At 68.4% G+C, this 13,904-nt stretch carries 12 protein-coding genes; 1 reads left to right on the forward strand and 11 read right to left on the reverse strand.

What is annotated here, in order from left to right:
• The first annotated feature begins 4 nt into the window (after positions 1-4).
• The gene (locus ABC728_RS06500) at positions 5-490 is read left to right on the forward strand and encodes a DUF3592 domain-containing protein (RefSeq protein ID WP_416619072.1); all 486 of its coding nucleotides are present in this window, start codon (positions 5-7) and stop codon (positions 488-490) included.
• On the opposite strand, the gene ABC728_RS06505 is transcribed toward ABC728_RS06500, so the two are convergent.
• The 11 genes from ABC728_RS06505 to tnpC all read right to left on the reverse strand — a co-directional run bounded on the left by ABC728_RS06505 (position 480) and on the right by tnpC (position 13,850).
• Positions 480-869, reverse strand: a complete 390-nt coding sequence (locus ABC728_RS06505) for a DUF4280 domain-containing protein (protein WP_416619071.1) — start codon at positions 867-869, stop codon at positions 480-482. The genes ABC728_RS06500 and ABC728_RS06505 overlap by 11 nt on opposite strands.
• Before the next feature lie 40 nt (positions 870-909).
• Positions 910-1,455, reverse strand: coding sequence for a DUF4123 domain-containing protein (locus ABC728_RS06510; RefSeq protein WP_416619070.1), 546 nt, complete (start codon positions 1,453-1,455; stop codon positions 910-912).
• Positions 1,452-3,548, reverse strand: a complete 2,097-nt coding sequence (locus tag ABC728_RS06515) for a type VI secretion system Vgr family protein (RefSeq protein ID WP_416619069.1) — start codon at positions 3,546-3,548, stop codon at positions 1,452-1,454. Before ABC728_RS06515 ends, ABC728_RS06510 begins: the two co-directional genes overlap by 4 nt.
• Positions 3,545-6,193, reverse strand: a complete 2,649-nt coding sequence (gene tssH / locus ABC728_RS06520) for a type VI secretion system ATPase TssH (protein WP_416619068.1) — start codon at positions 6,191-6,193, stop codon at positions 3,545-3,547. The genes ABC728_RS06515 and tssH overlap by 4 nt, the downstream gene beginning before the upstream one ends.
• On the reverse strand, positions 6,190-7,272 hold the full coding sequence (gene tssG / locus ABC728_RS06525) for a type VI secretion system baseplate subunit TssG (protein WP_416619067.1): 1,083 nt from the start codon (positions 7,270-7,272) through the stop codon (positions 6,190-6,192). The genes tssH and tssG overlap by 4 nt, the downstream gene beginning before the upstream one ends.
• Positions 7,236-9,104, reverse strand: a complete 1,869-nt coding sequence (gene tssF, locus ABC728_RS06530; protein WP_416619066.1) for a type VI secretion system baseplate subunit TssF — start codon at positions 9,102-9,104, stop codon at positions 7,236-7,238. The genes tssG and tssF overlap by 37 nt, the downstream gene beginning before the upstream one ends.
• Complete coding sequence (locus ABC728_RS06535) at positions 9,101-9,580, reverse strand: type VI secretion system baseplate subunit TssE (RefSeq protein WP_416619065.1); 480 nt, start codon at positions 9,578-9,580, stop codon at positions 9,101-9,103. The genes tssF and ABC728_RS06535 overlap by 4 nt, the downstream gene beginning before the upstream one ends.
• 25 nt (positions 9,581-9,605) lie before the next feature.
• A complete protein-coding gene (locus ABC728_RS06540; RefSeq protein WP_416619064.1) occupies positions 9,606-10,082 on the reverse strand; it encodes an Hcp family type VI secretion system effector in 477 nt (158 codons plus the stop codon).
• 42 nt (positions 10,083-10,124) lie between these two features.
• Entirely contained in the window at positions 10,125-11,651 is a 1,527-nt protein-coding gene (gene tssC, locus ABC728_RS06545) for a type VI secretion system contractile sheath large subunit (protein WP_416619063.1), read from the reverse strand.
• Positions 11,648-12,202 (reverse strand): type VI secretion system contractile sheath small subunit, encoded by a 555-nt coding sequence (gene tssB / locus ABC728_RS06550; protein WP_416619062.1) that lies wholly within the window; start codon positions 12,200-12,202, stop codon positions 11,648-11,650. Before tssB ends, tssC begins: the two co-directional genes overlap by 4 nt.
• A gap of 244 nt (positions 12,203-12,446) precedes the next feature.
• On the reverse strand, positions 12,447-13,850 hold the full coding sequence (gene tnpC / locus ABC728_RS06555) for an IS66 family transposase (protein WP_445376385.1): 1,404 nt from the start codon (positions 13,848-13,850) through the stop codon (positions 12,447-12,449).
• Positions 13,851-13,904 lie beyond the last annotated feature (54 nt).

Genomic DNA, 13,904 nt, shown 5'->3' on the forward strand with positions numbered 1-13,904 from the left:
TGATATGAGGCAACGCCGGGTGATGGTACTGGGCCTGCTGATCGCGAGCATCGCCATCCTCGTCGGTGTCTTTCTTCTGCACCGTTTCCACGAACAGGCCGGCTGGCAACAGGTGGATGGCCGGGTGCTGGAAAGCAGTTTGAAGATCATCCGGTCGTATCAAAGCAGCGGTGGTTCCCTTTCTTCCCCCGTTTGGACCTTCACCATCCGCTATCGCTATCAGGTGGATGGCCGCACCTATGTCGGTGACCGCTACAGCGACGATAGCCAGACTGCCGATGCCAAGGGTGGGAAACCGCCGCCGGCTGATCTGCTGGAACGGGTGGCCCGGCACCCGCCGGGTGCGCCGGTCACGGTGCATGTGGCCCCGGGCCGGCCCGACCGGGCCGTGCTGCGCCCGATGCCGCTGATCTGGCAGCCTCTGGCCTTTGGGCTGGGGCTGCTGGCCTTGTGCATCGCGTGGGGACTGCGCGGCCGGTTCAGGGGATGATGCAGGTCGTCTGGCCGGGATACGTGATGCTGATCACCCCCAGCCACAGGCAATGGCAGCGGCTTCGACTGTTCAGCGCGGGGATGTGGCCGATGCCGACCGTCGGGCTGCCGGGCGTCCAGGGTGTGGATGTCGCCGGCACGCAGCGCTGTGGGGTCAGTACGCCCTGGGCCGCCGCCGTCGCGGCGGCGACGGCGGGGTTGGCCAGGCTGATGCACAGGCCGAAGGGCGGGATGTTCACCCGGGGACGGTGGTCGGTGATGCATGCCGGTGGTGCGCCCCCTGTCAGGCCGCCCGCTCCGGGCTGGACCGTCAGCCGGGCGGGTGCCGTGCCGTGCGTGCAGGCCATGATGGCGCCGGATATCACCTGCAATGGCATGGGATACCTCCTGTCCGCGTCGCTTTCGGGCGCCCCCTTCTCATGTGCCGGCCGCCATCAGGTCGATGGCCGATCGCAGCGGGGGCGCGTCCGGCACGGGCATGAAGCGCAGCATCTGCCGGCCGCCTTCGGCCTCGGTCATCAGTGATCGCAGCGGCCCGAACAGGCGGGTGGCGTCGGTCGGGGAACAGGTGGGCAGGAAGGCCTGCAGCACGCGGGGATCATAGAAGCGAAACCGCATGATCCGCCCATCGGCCAGCGTCACCATCAGGAAGCGGCGGAAATGGCGGCGCAGCAGGGGCAGTGACGCATCGGCCTGCGCGAAGATGCACCAGGCCCGTCCCCAGCCGCCCGACAGCAACCAGTCGGTGAACCCGTCCCCCGGTTCCAGGGCCACCAGATGGGGTGCGGCGGCGGCCACCTCGGGGTGCAGCCGTTCCAGATAGAGGCAGGCGTGCCGCGTGCCATGCCGGTCCAGCCGTTCCGCCAGATCGGGACAGGCGGCGCCATCCACGACCGCGAAGGTGGCGGCGGTGCCGGCAAACAATCCGGCCTTCACCCGGTCCAGCATGTCCGGCCGCATCATGATGTCTCCCCGCAGGGTTCGCAGAAGGCGGCGGCATCCAGATGCGCCTGGCGCAATTGCCGGGCCACGGGATGTGTGCCCGCCGGCCCGGCTGACCTGGGTGCGTCCCTTGCGGCAGCGGGGGCCGGTTCCCGGCCGCGTCCGCCCTGTGGCGGCCTGCGGGGCGGTTCGGCCGTGCCCGGTGTCGCCCCGCGCCCCTGGCCGGGGGCACCCCCGCTGTTCACCCGGACCATGGGGCCGGAGATCGTGACCCCCTCCGGACCGACCGTGATGAAGGACCCGCCGGCCTTGATGGTCACCTGCGCACCGGCTTCCAGCACGATGCTGGTGCCGGCCTTCAGATGGATTTGCGTACCCGCTTCCAGCGCGGCAAGCTGGCCCACGCGCTGATGCTGGTCCTCCCCCACGATCAGGCTGGCCGAGCCGTCCACCTGCCGGAAGCCGTCCCCTTCCACGATATGATGATCGTCGCCGCCCACCCGGATGCGCTGCTGGCCCGACACACCCAGATGCCGGTCGCCGCCGATGCCGGCCACGTCGTCGCGGCGCACATGGCGTTCCATGTCGCGCTCGGCCCGCAGGAACAGCCGCTCCCGCCCGGCCTTGTCCTCGAACAGCAGTTCGTTGCAGCCCTCGTTTCCCTTGCTGGATCGGCTGCGGAACCCCGACATCGTGCCCTGGCTTTCCGGATCGAAGGGGGGCAGGGCGTCGCCATTATACACGCGGCCGGTGATGATGGGCCGGTTGGGGTCGCCATCCAGGAAATCGACGATCACCTCCTGCCCCACGCGCGGCAGGAACTGGGCGCCCCATTCCCCCCCGGCCCAGGACTGCGACACCCGGATCCAGCAGGATGTGCGCTCCCCGCTGCGGCCGCTGCGGTCCCAGTGGAAGCGCACCTTCACCCGGCCATACCGGTCGGCCCAGATCTCCTCCCCGGCCTTTCCCGTGACGATGGCTGTCTGCGGCCCGTGCATGCGGGGCCAGGGCGTCAGGCTGGCCGGCCGGAAGACCGTATCGGACGGAACGCAGCGGAACCGGCATTGATAGGCGGGCACGGGCGCATCCGCCGGCTCGCCCTGGTCGAACGCATCGGATCGCAGTTCGATGCCGGTCTCCACCACCAGATACTCGCGGTTCTGGTCGGGCCGGGGGTGGTGGGTCAGCGTGAACAGGGTGCCCGCGGCCAGTTCGCGGACAAGGGTGCGCCCGTCGCACAGCACCCGCTGCGCCGCCACGGCCTGCATCCGCCGCCGGGCGATGGTGTCGCCGGCTTCCGCCCGGCGTCCGCGTGGGCGGTAGGTCATGCCGCCGGGATAATCGAACCGCTCCAGGTCCGACAGCGGATGGCTGCCTTGCATGCTGCTGGCATGGCGCAATGCCTTGCCCGGCTGTTCGAAATCGAAATCGCCGACGGCATGGCGGCCGCCCTGCAGGCTGCGCGTCGATTGCCATTCGCTGACCGACCGGGCCAGATCGTCCGGCTCCTGCCGGAACCGCAGGGCGGGTCCGGGGTCCAGCGGGTCGTGGGCGGCGCTGCTGTCGCACAGGACCAGGATGTGGCGGCCATTGGCGTGCCGGAAACGGTAATGGATGCCTTCATGCTCCAGCAGGCGGCTGATGAAGGCGAAATCGCTTTCCTGATACTGGACGCAATATTCCCATGGGTCATAGCTGTCGGTCAGCCGCGTCTCGACCGCTGCGAACGGGTAGGGGGCCAGCACCTCCCGCACGATGTCGGGCACGCTCCTGTTCTCGAAGATGCGGCTGTCGCGCGTATGGTCCAGGCACCCGAACCAGGGCCGCAGCGTGGCCCGGATCAGGTTATAGCGCTGGTGGGTTCCGGCCTGGGCGATGTCGGTGACGATACCGTTGACATGGCGCTCCTCCCCGTCCTGGCGGCGGATGCGCACCGTCATGTCGGTGCCGGGCAGCCCCTCCAGGTCCAGGCGGGACTGCGTGGTCAGCAGTTCCAGCCTGTATTCGAACGGCCGGCTCAGCGCCTCGGTGCCCGACAGGCGGTACAGCAGCAGCGTATCTTCCGGCAGTGCTGTTGCCACGGCAAAGGCGCGATTGGCCTGCGTCGGTGTCATCCGGCCTCCGCCTTCCCGTCGTCACCGGGTCCGACGGCTTCCTGCCCGAAATCGTAAAGGAAGCCGGTTGCCGGATCGGCCGATACATGCACCCGTGTCACCGGCGGCCCGCCCGTGCCGGCTTTCAGGACCGCGTGGGCCACCGTGGGCAGGATGCTGCCGGTCAGGATGGCGTCGATCATGCGCCCGCCGCTGTCGGTCTCCACGCATTGTTCCAGCACATGCGCGATGGTGCGGTCGTCATAGGTGAAGGGCAGCCGGCGCGTTGCGGCCACGCGGCGGGCGATGCGGTCCAGTTGCAGGCCGATGATGGCGCGCAGCTGCGCGGACCCCAGCGGATAATAGGGCAGCACCACCATCCGGCCCAGCAGCGCATCGGGAAAGACGGCCAGCAGCGGTTCCCGCAGCGCGGCGGCAATATCCTCCGGCCGGGGCGGGGTGCCGTGCCGGCACAGTTCGCGTGTCATGCCGCTGCCGACATTGGATGTCAGCAGGAAAAGCGTGTTGCGGAAATCGATGCGCCGGCCCTCGCCATCCTCCATGGCGCCCTTGTCGAAGACCTGGAAGAAAATCTCATGCACGTCCGGGTGGGCCTTCTCCACCTCGTCCAGCAGCACGACGCTGTGCGGGCGGCGGCGGACGGCTTCGGTCAGCACCCCACCCTCGCCATAGCCGACATAGCCCGGCGGCGCGCCTTTCAGGGTGGAGACGGTGTGCGCCTCCTGGAATTCGCTCATGTTGATGGTGATCAGGTTCTGCTCACCGCCGTAAAGCAGGTCGGCCAGGGCCAGGGCGGTTTCGGTCTTGCCCACGCCGCTGGGACCGCAGAGCAGGAAGACGCCGACGGGCTTGCCGGGGTCGTCCAGCCCGGCCCTGGCGGTCTGCACCCGCTGCGCAATCCTTTCCAGCGCATGGTCCTGACCGATGACGCGCTCCGCCAGCCTGTCGGCCAGCGCCAGCACGGTTTCGGACTGGTCGCGCAGCATGCGGCCGACGGGGATGCCGGTCCAGTCGCCGACCACCTCGGCCACGGCCTGGGCGCCGACGGCCGGCACCAGCAGCGGCGTCTCGCCCTGGCGTGCCTCCAGCTCGGCCCGCATGGCCGCCAGGCTCTCCAGCAGGGGACCCCGGTCCGGGAACCCGTTTTCACCGCGCAGCCGGGCCTGCGCGGCCAGGATGGCCGTCACGCGCGCCTTCTCGTCCGCCCAGCGTTGGTCCAGCAGGGTCTGGCGTTCGCGCAGGACGGACAGTTCCTCCCCGATCCGCGCGATCCGCTCCGCCGCGTCCAGCCCGATATCATGCTCGGCCCTCCGCGTCGTCTGCTCGGTTTCCAGGGCCGCGATGGCCCGGCGGCAATCCTGCAGGGCGGCGGGCACGGCATGGTGGCCGATGGCGACGCGGGCCGCGGCCGTGTCCAGCACGCTGACCGCCTTGTCGGGCAATTGCCGCGCGGGGATGTAACGCTGGGACAGCGTCACGGCGGCTTCCACGGCCTCGTCCAGGATCTGGACGCCGTGATGGGCGGCCAGCGGGCCGGCCACGCCGCGCAACATGTCGATGGCCGTCGCCGCCGACGGTTCCGGGATCTCCACGACCTGGAAGCGGCGGGTCAGCGCCGGATCCTTCTCGAAATACCGCTTGTACTCGCTCCAGGTGGTGGCGGCGACGGTGCGCAGCGTGCCGCGGGCCAGGGCGGGTTTCAGCAGGTTGGCGGCATCGCCGGCCCCGACCAGTGTGTGCGCCTCATCGATGAACAGGATCACGGGGGTGGCGGCGGCTTGCACCTCGTCGATCACCTGGCGCAGCCGCTGCTCGAACTCCCCGCGCATGCCCGCACCTGCCTGCAGCAGCCCCAGGTCCAGGCTGCGCAATTCCACCTGGCGCAGGGCGGGCGGCACGTCTCCGGCCGCGATGCGCAGGGCCAGCCCCTCCACGACCGCCGTCTTGCCGACGCCGGCCTCCCCGGTCAGGATCGGATTGTTCTGCCGCCGGCGCATCAGGATGTCGATGATCAGGCGCACTTCCGCGTCGCGGCCCGTGACGGGGTCGATCCGCCCCTCCCGCGCCCGCGCCGTCAGGTCGGTCGAGAAGCGGTTCAGCGCGTCGCGGCGGCCCATCAGGGCGGGGGCCGGCCTCTCCGGTGCGTCCGGACCGGCATCGTCGGTTGCCACGGCCGGTCCGGCACCTTCCGCCCCCACCTCCAGGCTCAGCGCCTCAAACCCGATCCGGGTGAATTGCAAGGACATGTCCGCCAGCACGCGCGCCAGCCCTTCATCCTCCAGCATGCCGATCAGCAGATGGCGCATGTCCACCATGCCGGCCCCCTGCAGCAGCGAGGCGACAACCCATCCCCGCTCCACGGCCTGCCACAGGGACAAGGCGAAATCCTCCGCCGGATAGGGATCACGCGGCAGGCGTTCCAGCGCGGCGCAGATATCCTGGTGCAGCCTTTCCACCACAATGCCGGACCGCGCCATGATGGCGCGCAGGGCCGGGTCATCGGCCAGCAGGCATTGGTGGAACAGGTGGACCGGCTCCACCAGCGCGTGCCCCTTGATCTGGCAATATTCCACGGCCGCAGCCATGGCGGCGTAAAGCGGGGGCGACAGCTTGTTCAGGGTGTTGTCCCGGCGGCTGATGCTCATGGTCCGTTCCTTTGCCAGGGGGTGCCGCCGGCCGGTGCGCACAGGGTCAGGTCGCCGGCCGGACCGGGGTCGGCGCGCCCGCCGATCCAGCCGCACAGGCCCAGGCGCAGCCCGTCCCCGGCCCGGGGTTCCGGCACGGCGTCAGCGGCCAGCAGCAGCGTTATGTCAAACTCGATCTCCCCGCCGGCATGGACATGCAGCAGGGCGCGCAGCCGCTCCAGCGTCTCGCCGCCCGGCAGGAAGCGCTGATACTCGTCCAGCGCCATGGGCCCCAGTACCAGGCGGGCCCGGTATTGAACGTCGGGCACCCGGTCGCCCAGGACGGCACCGTCGCCCAGCCGCGTGCCGCCATCCTGGCCCAGCCGCCACTGCATGCCGGGCGGCAATGGCAGCCATGCGGGCGTGAAGGGGATGATTGCGGCCTCTATGCCGAACAGGCCGCTGATCATCGCTTCCAGTCCGGCAATGCCCCGCACGGCCGATTGGGCTGTGGCCGCGTGGTGGCGCAGTGCGTCGGCCAGCCAGGGATCGGTCCGGCCGGTGCCGCCGTCCGGGCCGGTCGCCGGGGCGGCGGGGTCGATCCCCACCAGCGCGCCGATCAGGCCCGCGAAATGGTCGCCTTCGCCCGTGGGCCGGTCCAGGCCCACCACGGGTTCCGCCGCTGCCCAGGCACGGTACAGCAGGGTCAGGACCCTGTGATGGAAGATGTCGGTGAAGCAGCGGAACCCGTCCGGTCCGTCCTGGCGGCTTTCCGTCGCCAGCACGGCTTCGGTGAAATGCAGCGGCAGGACGCCGTTGGGACCGAACAGTCCGGGCGCCGTGATGCGCAGGGCGGGGGGGCCGTCCTCCATCATGTCCAGCCCTTCGATCTGCGTGGGCTGGAAGGCCAGGGTGACGGCCTGGACCAGGCGGACCGGTTCTTCCTCCAGCCGGCCGCCGAAAATCCCCAGGCGCGGGGCGTCGGGCGCTGACGCCTCGGCATGGCGCAGGGCGGCGAACAGTTCATAGGACGGGGCCGCAATGGCCAGCGGATGGTCCGGCCCTATGGCTGGTCGCGGCGACCGGTCCTGATCGGCCATCGCTTGACCTCCCCGCGCTCTTCGTCGAGCACGACCGTCTGGGTGAAACAATTGGTGGAGACATAGCGGGCGAAGAACTCGTCCAGCACCATGCCCAGCAGGAAGCCGGTACCCTCCGCCATGGCGCGCCGCGTCATGCCCAGGCTGATCTCCAGCCCCCGCATGTGGCAGATGGGGCCGGGACCTGGATGGCGTGCCACGATCGGGCGGATGGCGACGGACCGCAGCAGGTCGATCTGGTCCGGTACGGCCGGGTCCGCACTGTCGGCATGCAGGTGCAGCAGGTCGCGCAGCCTGGCGGCGGCGGCGGCCGGGTCGCGGTCCAGCAGGGACAGCAGGTTCAGGGATACAAGCGACACCAGCCGCCAGGCGATGCCGCCTTCCGCGGTCAGCCGACGGGGCGGTGTCAGGCGTGTCAGGCAATGCACGGCCTCCACCGGGGCGGGTTCCTCCGGATGCAGGTCCAGCATGCCCTGGCCGCGTGCCAGCCGGCGCGGCAGGTCGCCATTGCAGCACAGGGCGGTGATGCCCAGGAAGCGCAGCGCGTGCGGGACCGGGGCATTGTCGCGATCGACCAGCGCGATCGTCACCTCCTGCCCGGCATGGGGCATGCCGGGCGTGGGATCGGCGGCATGGCGTGCCCGGCGGGACAGTGTGTAATAGGCGCGGCCCGCCGGATCAGTCCGCCCGCCCTGGCCCGCGAACAGGGGCTGGAAATCATGTGTGTGCTGGTTGCCTGCCCCATATCCCTTCACCGACAGCAGGGAATGGATCTCATGGTCGTGCGGGTTGTGCGGGTCGGCGATGATGTCGACCCCCGTCTGCCGGTTGCCGACCGGGATGGCGCCCAGGCGCCGCTCGAACAGGTTTACGGCCGGCGTGCAGAACAGGGCGAAATTGCTGGCCGAAACCTGGCCGGCATGCAGGTGGGGGTGCGCCCTGTCGAACAGGATCACGATCTCGAACCCCGCCGTGGCACAGTCGCGCAGCGCCGGGCGCAGCCCTTTCAGGCGGACGAACAGGAACCGTTCGGGCAGGGCGGCATATTCCTGCAAGAGGCGGGTGCCGTCGAAATTGCGGGCCAGCACGGGCAGCATCGCTTCTTCCGGCCTGTGGCCCATGCGCTCCAGCGCGTCAGGCGGCAGAAGCCGGCCGTGACCGCCATTACCGGCGGGCCGTACCAGGATGGTGGCGGTCCCGGCCAGAAGATGTTCGTGCAGGGCCGCCGTCACGCCGGGCGCTCCCGTCAGGAACAGCGGCAATGCGTGCAGTTCCAGCCTGTCGGCCGTGATCCCCTGCCGGCAGGTAAAGGACAGGCGCAGCGCCGCGCCCGCTGCACTGCCGGGCGGCAGGCCCAGCGCATGGGCGGCGGCGGGCGTTCCGGCATAATCGGCCCGGGCCAGGGTGATGGGAAACAGCGTCACGTCATGGGCGGTCCGGAACAGGCAATGCTTTTCCGGCCAGGCCTCGTTGACGCCCCGCAACAGCGACCCGCGGGGCAGGCTGTGCCCCTCCGGCAGGCCGGCATCCCCGCCGCGGGGCTGGAACTGCACGATGGTCATCGATGGGACGGGGGCCAGATAATTGGGGTTCACCGCTTCCAGCATGTGCCCCGCCAGGCGCGGGAAGCGTGCATCCAGTTCCTGCTGCACCCGTGCCGTCAGGAACGCCACCCCCTCCAGCAGCCGTTCCACATCGGGGTCGTGGCAATGCTGGGGTGTCAGGCCCAGGCCGCGTGCCATCTGGGGGAATTGCCGGGCGAACAGCACGGCCCCCTCCCGCAGGTGGCGCAATTCATCCTCGTAATATCGGCTGAGGCCGGCATAGATCATCGATGTCTCTGGTCCTGTGGTATGTTCCCCACGGTGCCGGCGGTGAAATCAACGATAGTGTTCAAGGTGACCTGCAGGCGGGCCGGCACCGCCTCCACGGTGCATTCCACGGTGAAGGCCATCTGCCCTGCCGGCTGGTCGTTCGCGGGCCCGTCGAACCGGACCCGGATGGTGCCCGGCACGATCCGCGGCTCGAACGTTTCCAGGGCGGCCTGCAGGGCGCCCTGCACGGCCAGGATGGTATTGTCGGTCACCGCCATGCCGGCAAAGGCGGGCAGCCCGTAGCCCAGGACGGAACCTGCGGCCATCGATCCGGCCGGCACCGTCCCTCCGGCCGTGGTTTGCAGCAGGATGGCAAGGTCTGCGACCAGTTCCTGCCGCCATGCCTCCAGCGACCTTGCCCGTGCGGGCCGGTCGCGGCCCGACAGCCGGTGGCGCAACGAGGGCTGGTAGCCGTTGGGCGTGTCCCGCCACATCGCGATACCCCCCCGTTGCCGGCTGTCAGAGCTTGCAGTTCTCGGCCAGGTTCCAGCCCGCTTCCTTGAAGGAATCCAGGGCGCCGGCGGCACCCTGCGGCGCATAGGACATCTTGACCGAGGAGAAGACCAGCTTGACTTCCTCCAGTGGGTTCTTCTCCGTCTCCATCAGCAGTTCGAAGCTCTGCACCATCACGTCGGACATCAGGAATTTCAGATATTCCTGCTGCGTGCCGCCCGTTGCCTTGCGCACGATCAGCGTCGCCTGGCTCATATAGGCGCCGGTGGCGCAATTGATGAAAAGCTGGTGGGAACTGGCATCGGTGACCTTCTTCAGCCAGAGGCCGGGGATGTTCACCTTGCCGCCGCTATAGCCATGCTTGAAGGTCAGATCCTGGAAGGTGGCGAACCGGAAGGCTTCCACCGCGATCTTGCCCTTGTAGGCCGCATCGCGCGCCTCACCGGGAACGCCATCGATATCAAGGAAAATGTCACCCGCCATCATTCACTCCTGTCGGTGGGGGGAGGGGGTTGCCGGCCCGGCTCAATCCCGCTTGGAGGGGACCAGCGAGGTCAGCCGCATGGAAACGGCCATTTCCTCGATCTGGAAATGCGGCCGGAGATTGAAGATCGTGTTGTAATAGCCCGGCCGCTCGGGATCGGCCGTGACCTCCACCCTGGCGTCGGCCAGCGGCTTTTCCGCGCGCAGCTTCTCACCCGCCGTCTTGGGGTCGCCCAGGACATAGTTCTTGATCCACTGGTTCAGCCAGCGCTGCACCTCGTCGGCCGTGCTGAACTGGTCGGACCCGATCTTACGGTAGACGATGCGCATCAGGTAATGCGCGAAGCGGCTGGTGGTGAAGATATAGGGCAGCCGGGTGCCCAGCCGTTCCTCCGCCGTCTTCCCCGGCGCCCCTTCATAGGCCACGGGCCGCCGCAGGTTAGGGGCGTCGAAGAAGGTGGCCTGATTGGAATTGCGCTCGTGTACCAGCGCTGTCAGCCCCTGGGCCGACAGGGCCGTCTCTTTGCGGACGGGCAGGGCAATTTCCGTGGGGCAGGTCGCATCAAGCTGGCCGTCGGCGGCTGTGAAAAGATGCTGCGGCAGCCCTGTCACCTGGCCGCCGGCCTCTGCCCCGCGGATGCGGCTGACCCAGCCATATTCTGTGAAGGCGCGATTGATGTTGACGCCCATGGCATAGGCCGAATTGGCCCAGCACAGATGCTCTGGCGCGTCATTATCCACGCTTTCCTTGAAGCTGACATAGCCCTCGGCTTCATTGGCACCCGGCTTGTAGGGTGCCCGGACCAGGAAGCGCGGCATGCACAGCGACAGGTACCGGGCGTCGTCTTCATTCCGCAATTCCCGCCAGGCCGCATATTCGACCCCGTCGAACAGCCGGTCGAGGTCCGATACGGTCGGATAATCGCGCCAATTGTCGATATTGCACAGGGCGGGCGCTGCTGCCGCGATGAAGGGTGCATGCGCCGCCGCTGCAATGCGGCCCAGCCGCTTCAGCGTGTCCACATCCTGTTGCTGGTGATCGAACTGGTAATCACCGATCAGGCAGGCGAACGGGTCGCCATTATGGCTGCCGATGGCATCGTCATAGATATGCGTGAAAAGGATGCTGCGGTCCCATTTATCTTCCGCCTTGCTCCTTTTCAGAACGGCCTGTATCTCAGATTTGGAGATATTCAGGACCTTGATCTTCTGAAGGCTGCTGGTGGCCGTGTTGTCGACCAGATATTGCAGGCCCCGCCAGGCGCGTTCCAGTTCCTGGAAGTCGGGATGATGCAGGATGGCGTCGATCTGTTCGGCCAGGATATTGTCCAGCCGGCCGATGATGGCCTGGATGGTCTCCTCCACATCCTCGCCGATCAGCGTGGTGTCGCGCAAGGCCTCGGCGGCCAGCAACCCGATGGCCTTGTCCACCTGGCTGGCGGCCCTGTCGTTGCGGGGCCGGAATTCCTTGCGCACCAGACGGCGGAAATGGCTGGATGGGCTATTGTCGTCCGCCGTTTGCGTGCCGGTGGTTTCCGGCTGCGGCTGGGCGTGCGTCTGTGCGCTCATCGGCCTGTTCCTTCCTGTGCCGGTCCGTCCTCATCACCGCCCGGCCCGGTGGTATCGGCGCTTTCCTGTGCCAGGGCGCGCATCAGGTCGGGGTCGCTCAACAGCTTTTCCAGCACCGCGATGGCGCGCGACCGGCCGCCGACGGTAGCCAGCAGGTCGTCCAGCGCCTGACGGGCATGGAACAGCCGGGCCAGGGGCGGCACATTGCGGGCGATGGCCGCCGGCTCGAAATCGGCCATGCGGGTGAAGGCCAGATCGACGCCCAGCTTGCCCTTGCCGTCGATCCGGTTGGGGACCGTGATGGAAACCGACGGCTTGTAGATATTGAACTGATCGTCGAACGTCTCGCTGTTGACGTTCCGGAATTCCCGCGCTTCCACATCGGGCAGGTGAGCGCGATGCTTGCCGGTCAGGTCGGACATCACGCCGGTCACAAAGGGGATTTCGACCTTGCGTGTGGCGCCGCCATCATCGACGTCCAGGGTGATCAGGACGCGCGGATGGTCTTCTTTCCTGGCCAGGGCCCTTTGGCCACCTTTGTTCAATGCCATGGTTGCAGGCTCCCTTTGGACAGCCGCCATTGCGGGCGGTTCGGCTTGGGCTGGTCGGGCGACGGGTGGGCATGGGGCGGGAACTGTCGGTACAGGCGGAATGCCTGGCGGATGGTCCTGCCTACGCCTTGCGGTAGATGGATTGCTGACGAGATGCCACAGGTCTCTCACCAGCCCATTGAATGACCAAAGACGGGGTGAGCGCACATCGCGTAATTGCTCACGTGGCTGGCGGCGGGAGGTTTCAGGCGAGGGCGAAGTTGCCGTCGATGAGCGCGCGGATGGCGTTCCAGGGGGACTGGCCATGCAAGCGAGCGGTTCCGGTGACGGATCGGTAACCGGCATGAATGCCGGGCCCCCAGGTTGATCGGAAGCCGTTGGTGACCTTGCGGAAGATGACGGAAGGTCGGATTTCCCGTTCGCTGCCGTTGTTGGTTGGGGGGACGCGGCGGTCGTCGAGGAAGACAAAGAACTTGCCGCGCCACGCTTTGATCTGGCGTTGCAGGTCGCGGCCGGCGGGATGGGCGGCGGGAACGCCGAGCAGGGCATCGAGGCCGCGGTCGGCCCTGGCGGCGTAGGCTTTGAGCGTGCTATCCTTCAAGGTGGGGCGTCGCTTGCCGATGCGGATGGCCCAGCGCAGATGGTCACGGATTTTGGGGGCGGTGACGGTGTCGCCGCAGTCGATGGCGTACTGGACATCGCGCAGGACATGGGCGAGGCAGACCTGGTGGGCGCGGGCGAGTTCCTGCTGCCCGGCATAGCGATCCGACACCCAGACCTCGGGCCGATGATCGCCGAGAAGCTGGGCTGCCACGCTCCGGGCCCGGCTGGGGACAATGTCGTGCAGCACCGCCTTGTCGGAATGGAAGACCCATTGCCACTGGGTGACGCCGTTCACCCGCGTGGTGGTTTCATCGGACGCGATGACCGGCGCCGTCAGCAGCCTGGCCTTGATCGCCGCGCGAGCCGTGTCGAACGTTGCCCCCATCCGCCGGAAGCTGTTGGCGATGGCGCCTTCGGAGATGGTCAGCCCGAACAGTTCCTTCAGCATCCGCGACAGACGCTCGAAGCCGACGTGATGGCTGTGGTGAAGGTAGGCGAGCAGCGAGCGGATCCCCGGCCCGAACGGCGTGCCCGGCGGCATCATGGCCGGAGCTTCGGCCCGGTAGCGCCGCCCGCAGTCGCCGCAGCGCCCACCGAACAGTTCCACCCGCGTCACCACCGGGCGGATGACGGGAAGGTCGATGTGGTCGTAGCGGTGTCGGCAGCGCTGGGGCAGCCCTGAGGCCGCCATCCCGCAATGGGGGCAGATCGCGGCCAGGCACCGTTCCGTCTTGTCCGGCTCCTCGGCCAGCGGGCGCGATACGCCAGAACGGGACAGGCGCGGCTTGTGCCGGCGCTTGGCCACCGCCTTCGAGCCGGGGCGGCCGGGGCGGCCGGGGCGGCCGGGGCGGCCGGGGCGGCCGGGGCGGCCGGGACCGTCCTGCGACGGCGGAGTGTGGGAATTCAACGAATTCTTGCGCGGCTTGCCGACCAGCGCCTCCAGTTCCTTGATCCGCGCGGCCAAGCGCTCGATCAACGCCGCCTGCTCCAAAAGCAGGGCGTCCTTCTCGGCTTCACTCAGACGGTAGCGCGACCGCTCTTCCATCCGAACGTTGACTCATATCCAACGAGCGCGCGCAACTCATTTCGCCAGCCCCGT

Source organism: Niveispirillum fermenti (assembly GCF_052474395.1).

Bases quoted from the DNA above. Each gene is read 5' to 3' on its own strand.
- ABC728_RS06500 (WP_416619072.1), top strand. From the start codon at position 5: ATGAGGCAACGCCGGGTGATGGTACTGGGCCTGCTGATCGCGAGCATC.
- ABC728_RS06505 (WP_416619071.1), bottom strand. From the start codon at position 869: ATGCCATTGCAGGTGATATCCGGCGCCATCATGGCCTGCACGCACGGC.
- ABC728_RS06510 (WP_416619070.1), bottom strand. From the start codon at position 1,455: ATGATGCGGCCGGACATGCTGGACCGGGTGAAGGCCGGATTGTTTGCC.
- ABC728_RS06515 (WP_416619069.1), bottom strand. From the start codon at position 3,548: ATGACACCGACGCAGGCCAATCGCGCCTTTGCCGTGGCAACAGCACTG.
- tssH (WP_416619068.1), bottom strand. From the start codon at position 6,193: ATGAGCATCAGCCGCCGGGACAACACCCTGAACAAGCTGTCGCCCCCG.
- tssG (WP_416619067.1), bottom strand. From the start codon at position 7,272: ATGGCCGATCAGGACCGGTCGCCGCGACCAGCCATAGGGCCGGACCAT.
- tssF (WP_416619066.1), bottom strand. From the start codon at position 9,104: ATGATCTATGCCGGCCTCAGCCGATATTACGAGGATGAATTGCGCCAC.
- ABC728_RS06535 (WP_416619065.1), bottom strand. From the start codon at position 9,580: ATGTGGCGGGACACGCCCAACGGCTACCAGCCCTCGTTGCGCCACCGG.
- ABC728_RS06540 (WP_416619064.1), bottom strand. From the start codon at position 10,082: ATGGCGGGTGACATTTTCCTTGATATCGATGGCGTTCCCGGTGAGGCG.
- tssC (WP_416619063.1), bottom strand. From the start codon at position 11,651: ATGAGCGCACAGACGCACGCCCAGCCGCAGCCGGAAACCACCGGCACG.
- tssB (WP_416619062.1), bottom strand. From the start codon at position 12,202: ATGGCATTGAACAAAGGTGGCCAAAGGGCCCTGGCCAGGAAAGAAGAC.
- tnpC (WP_445376385.1), bottom strand. From the start codon at position 13,850: ATGGAAGAGCGGTCGCGCTACCGTCTGAGTGAAGCCGAGAAGGACGCC.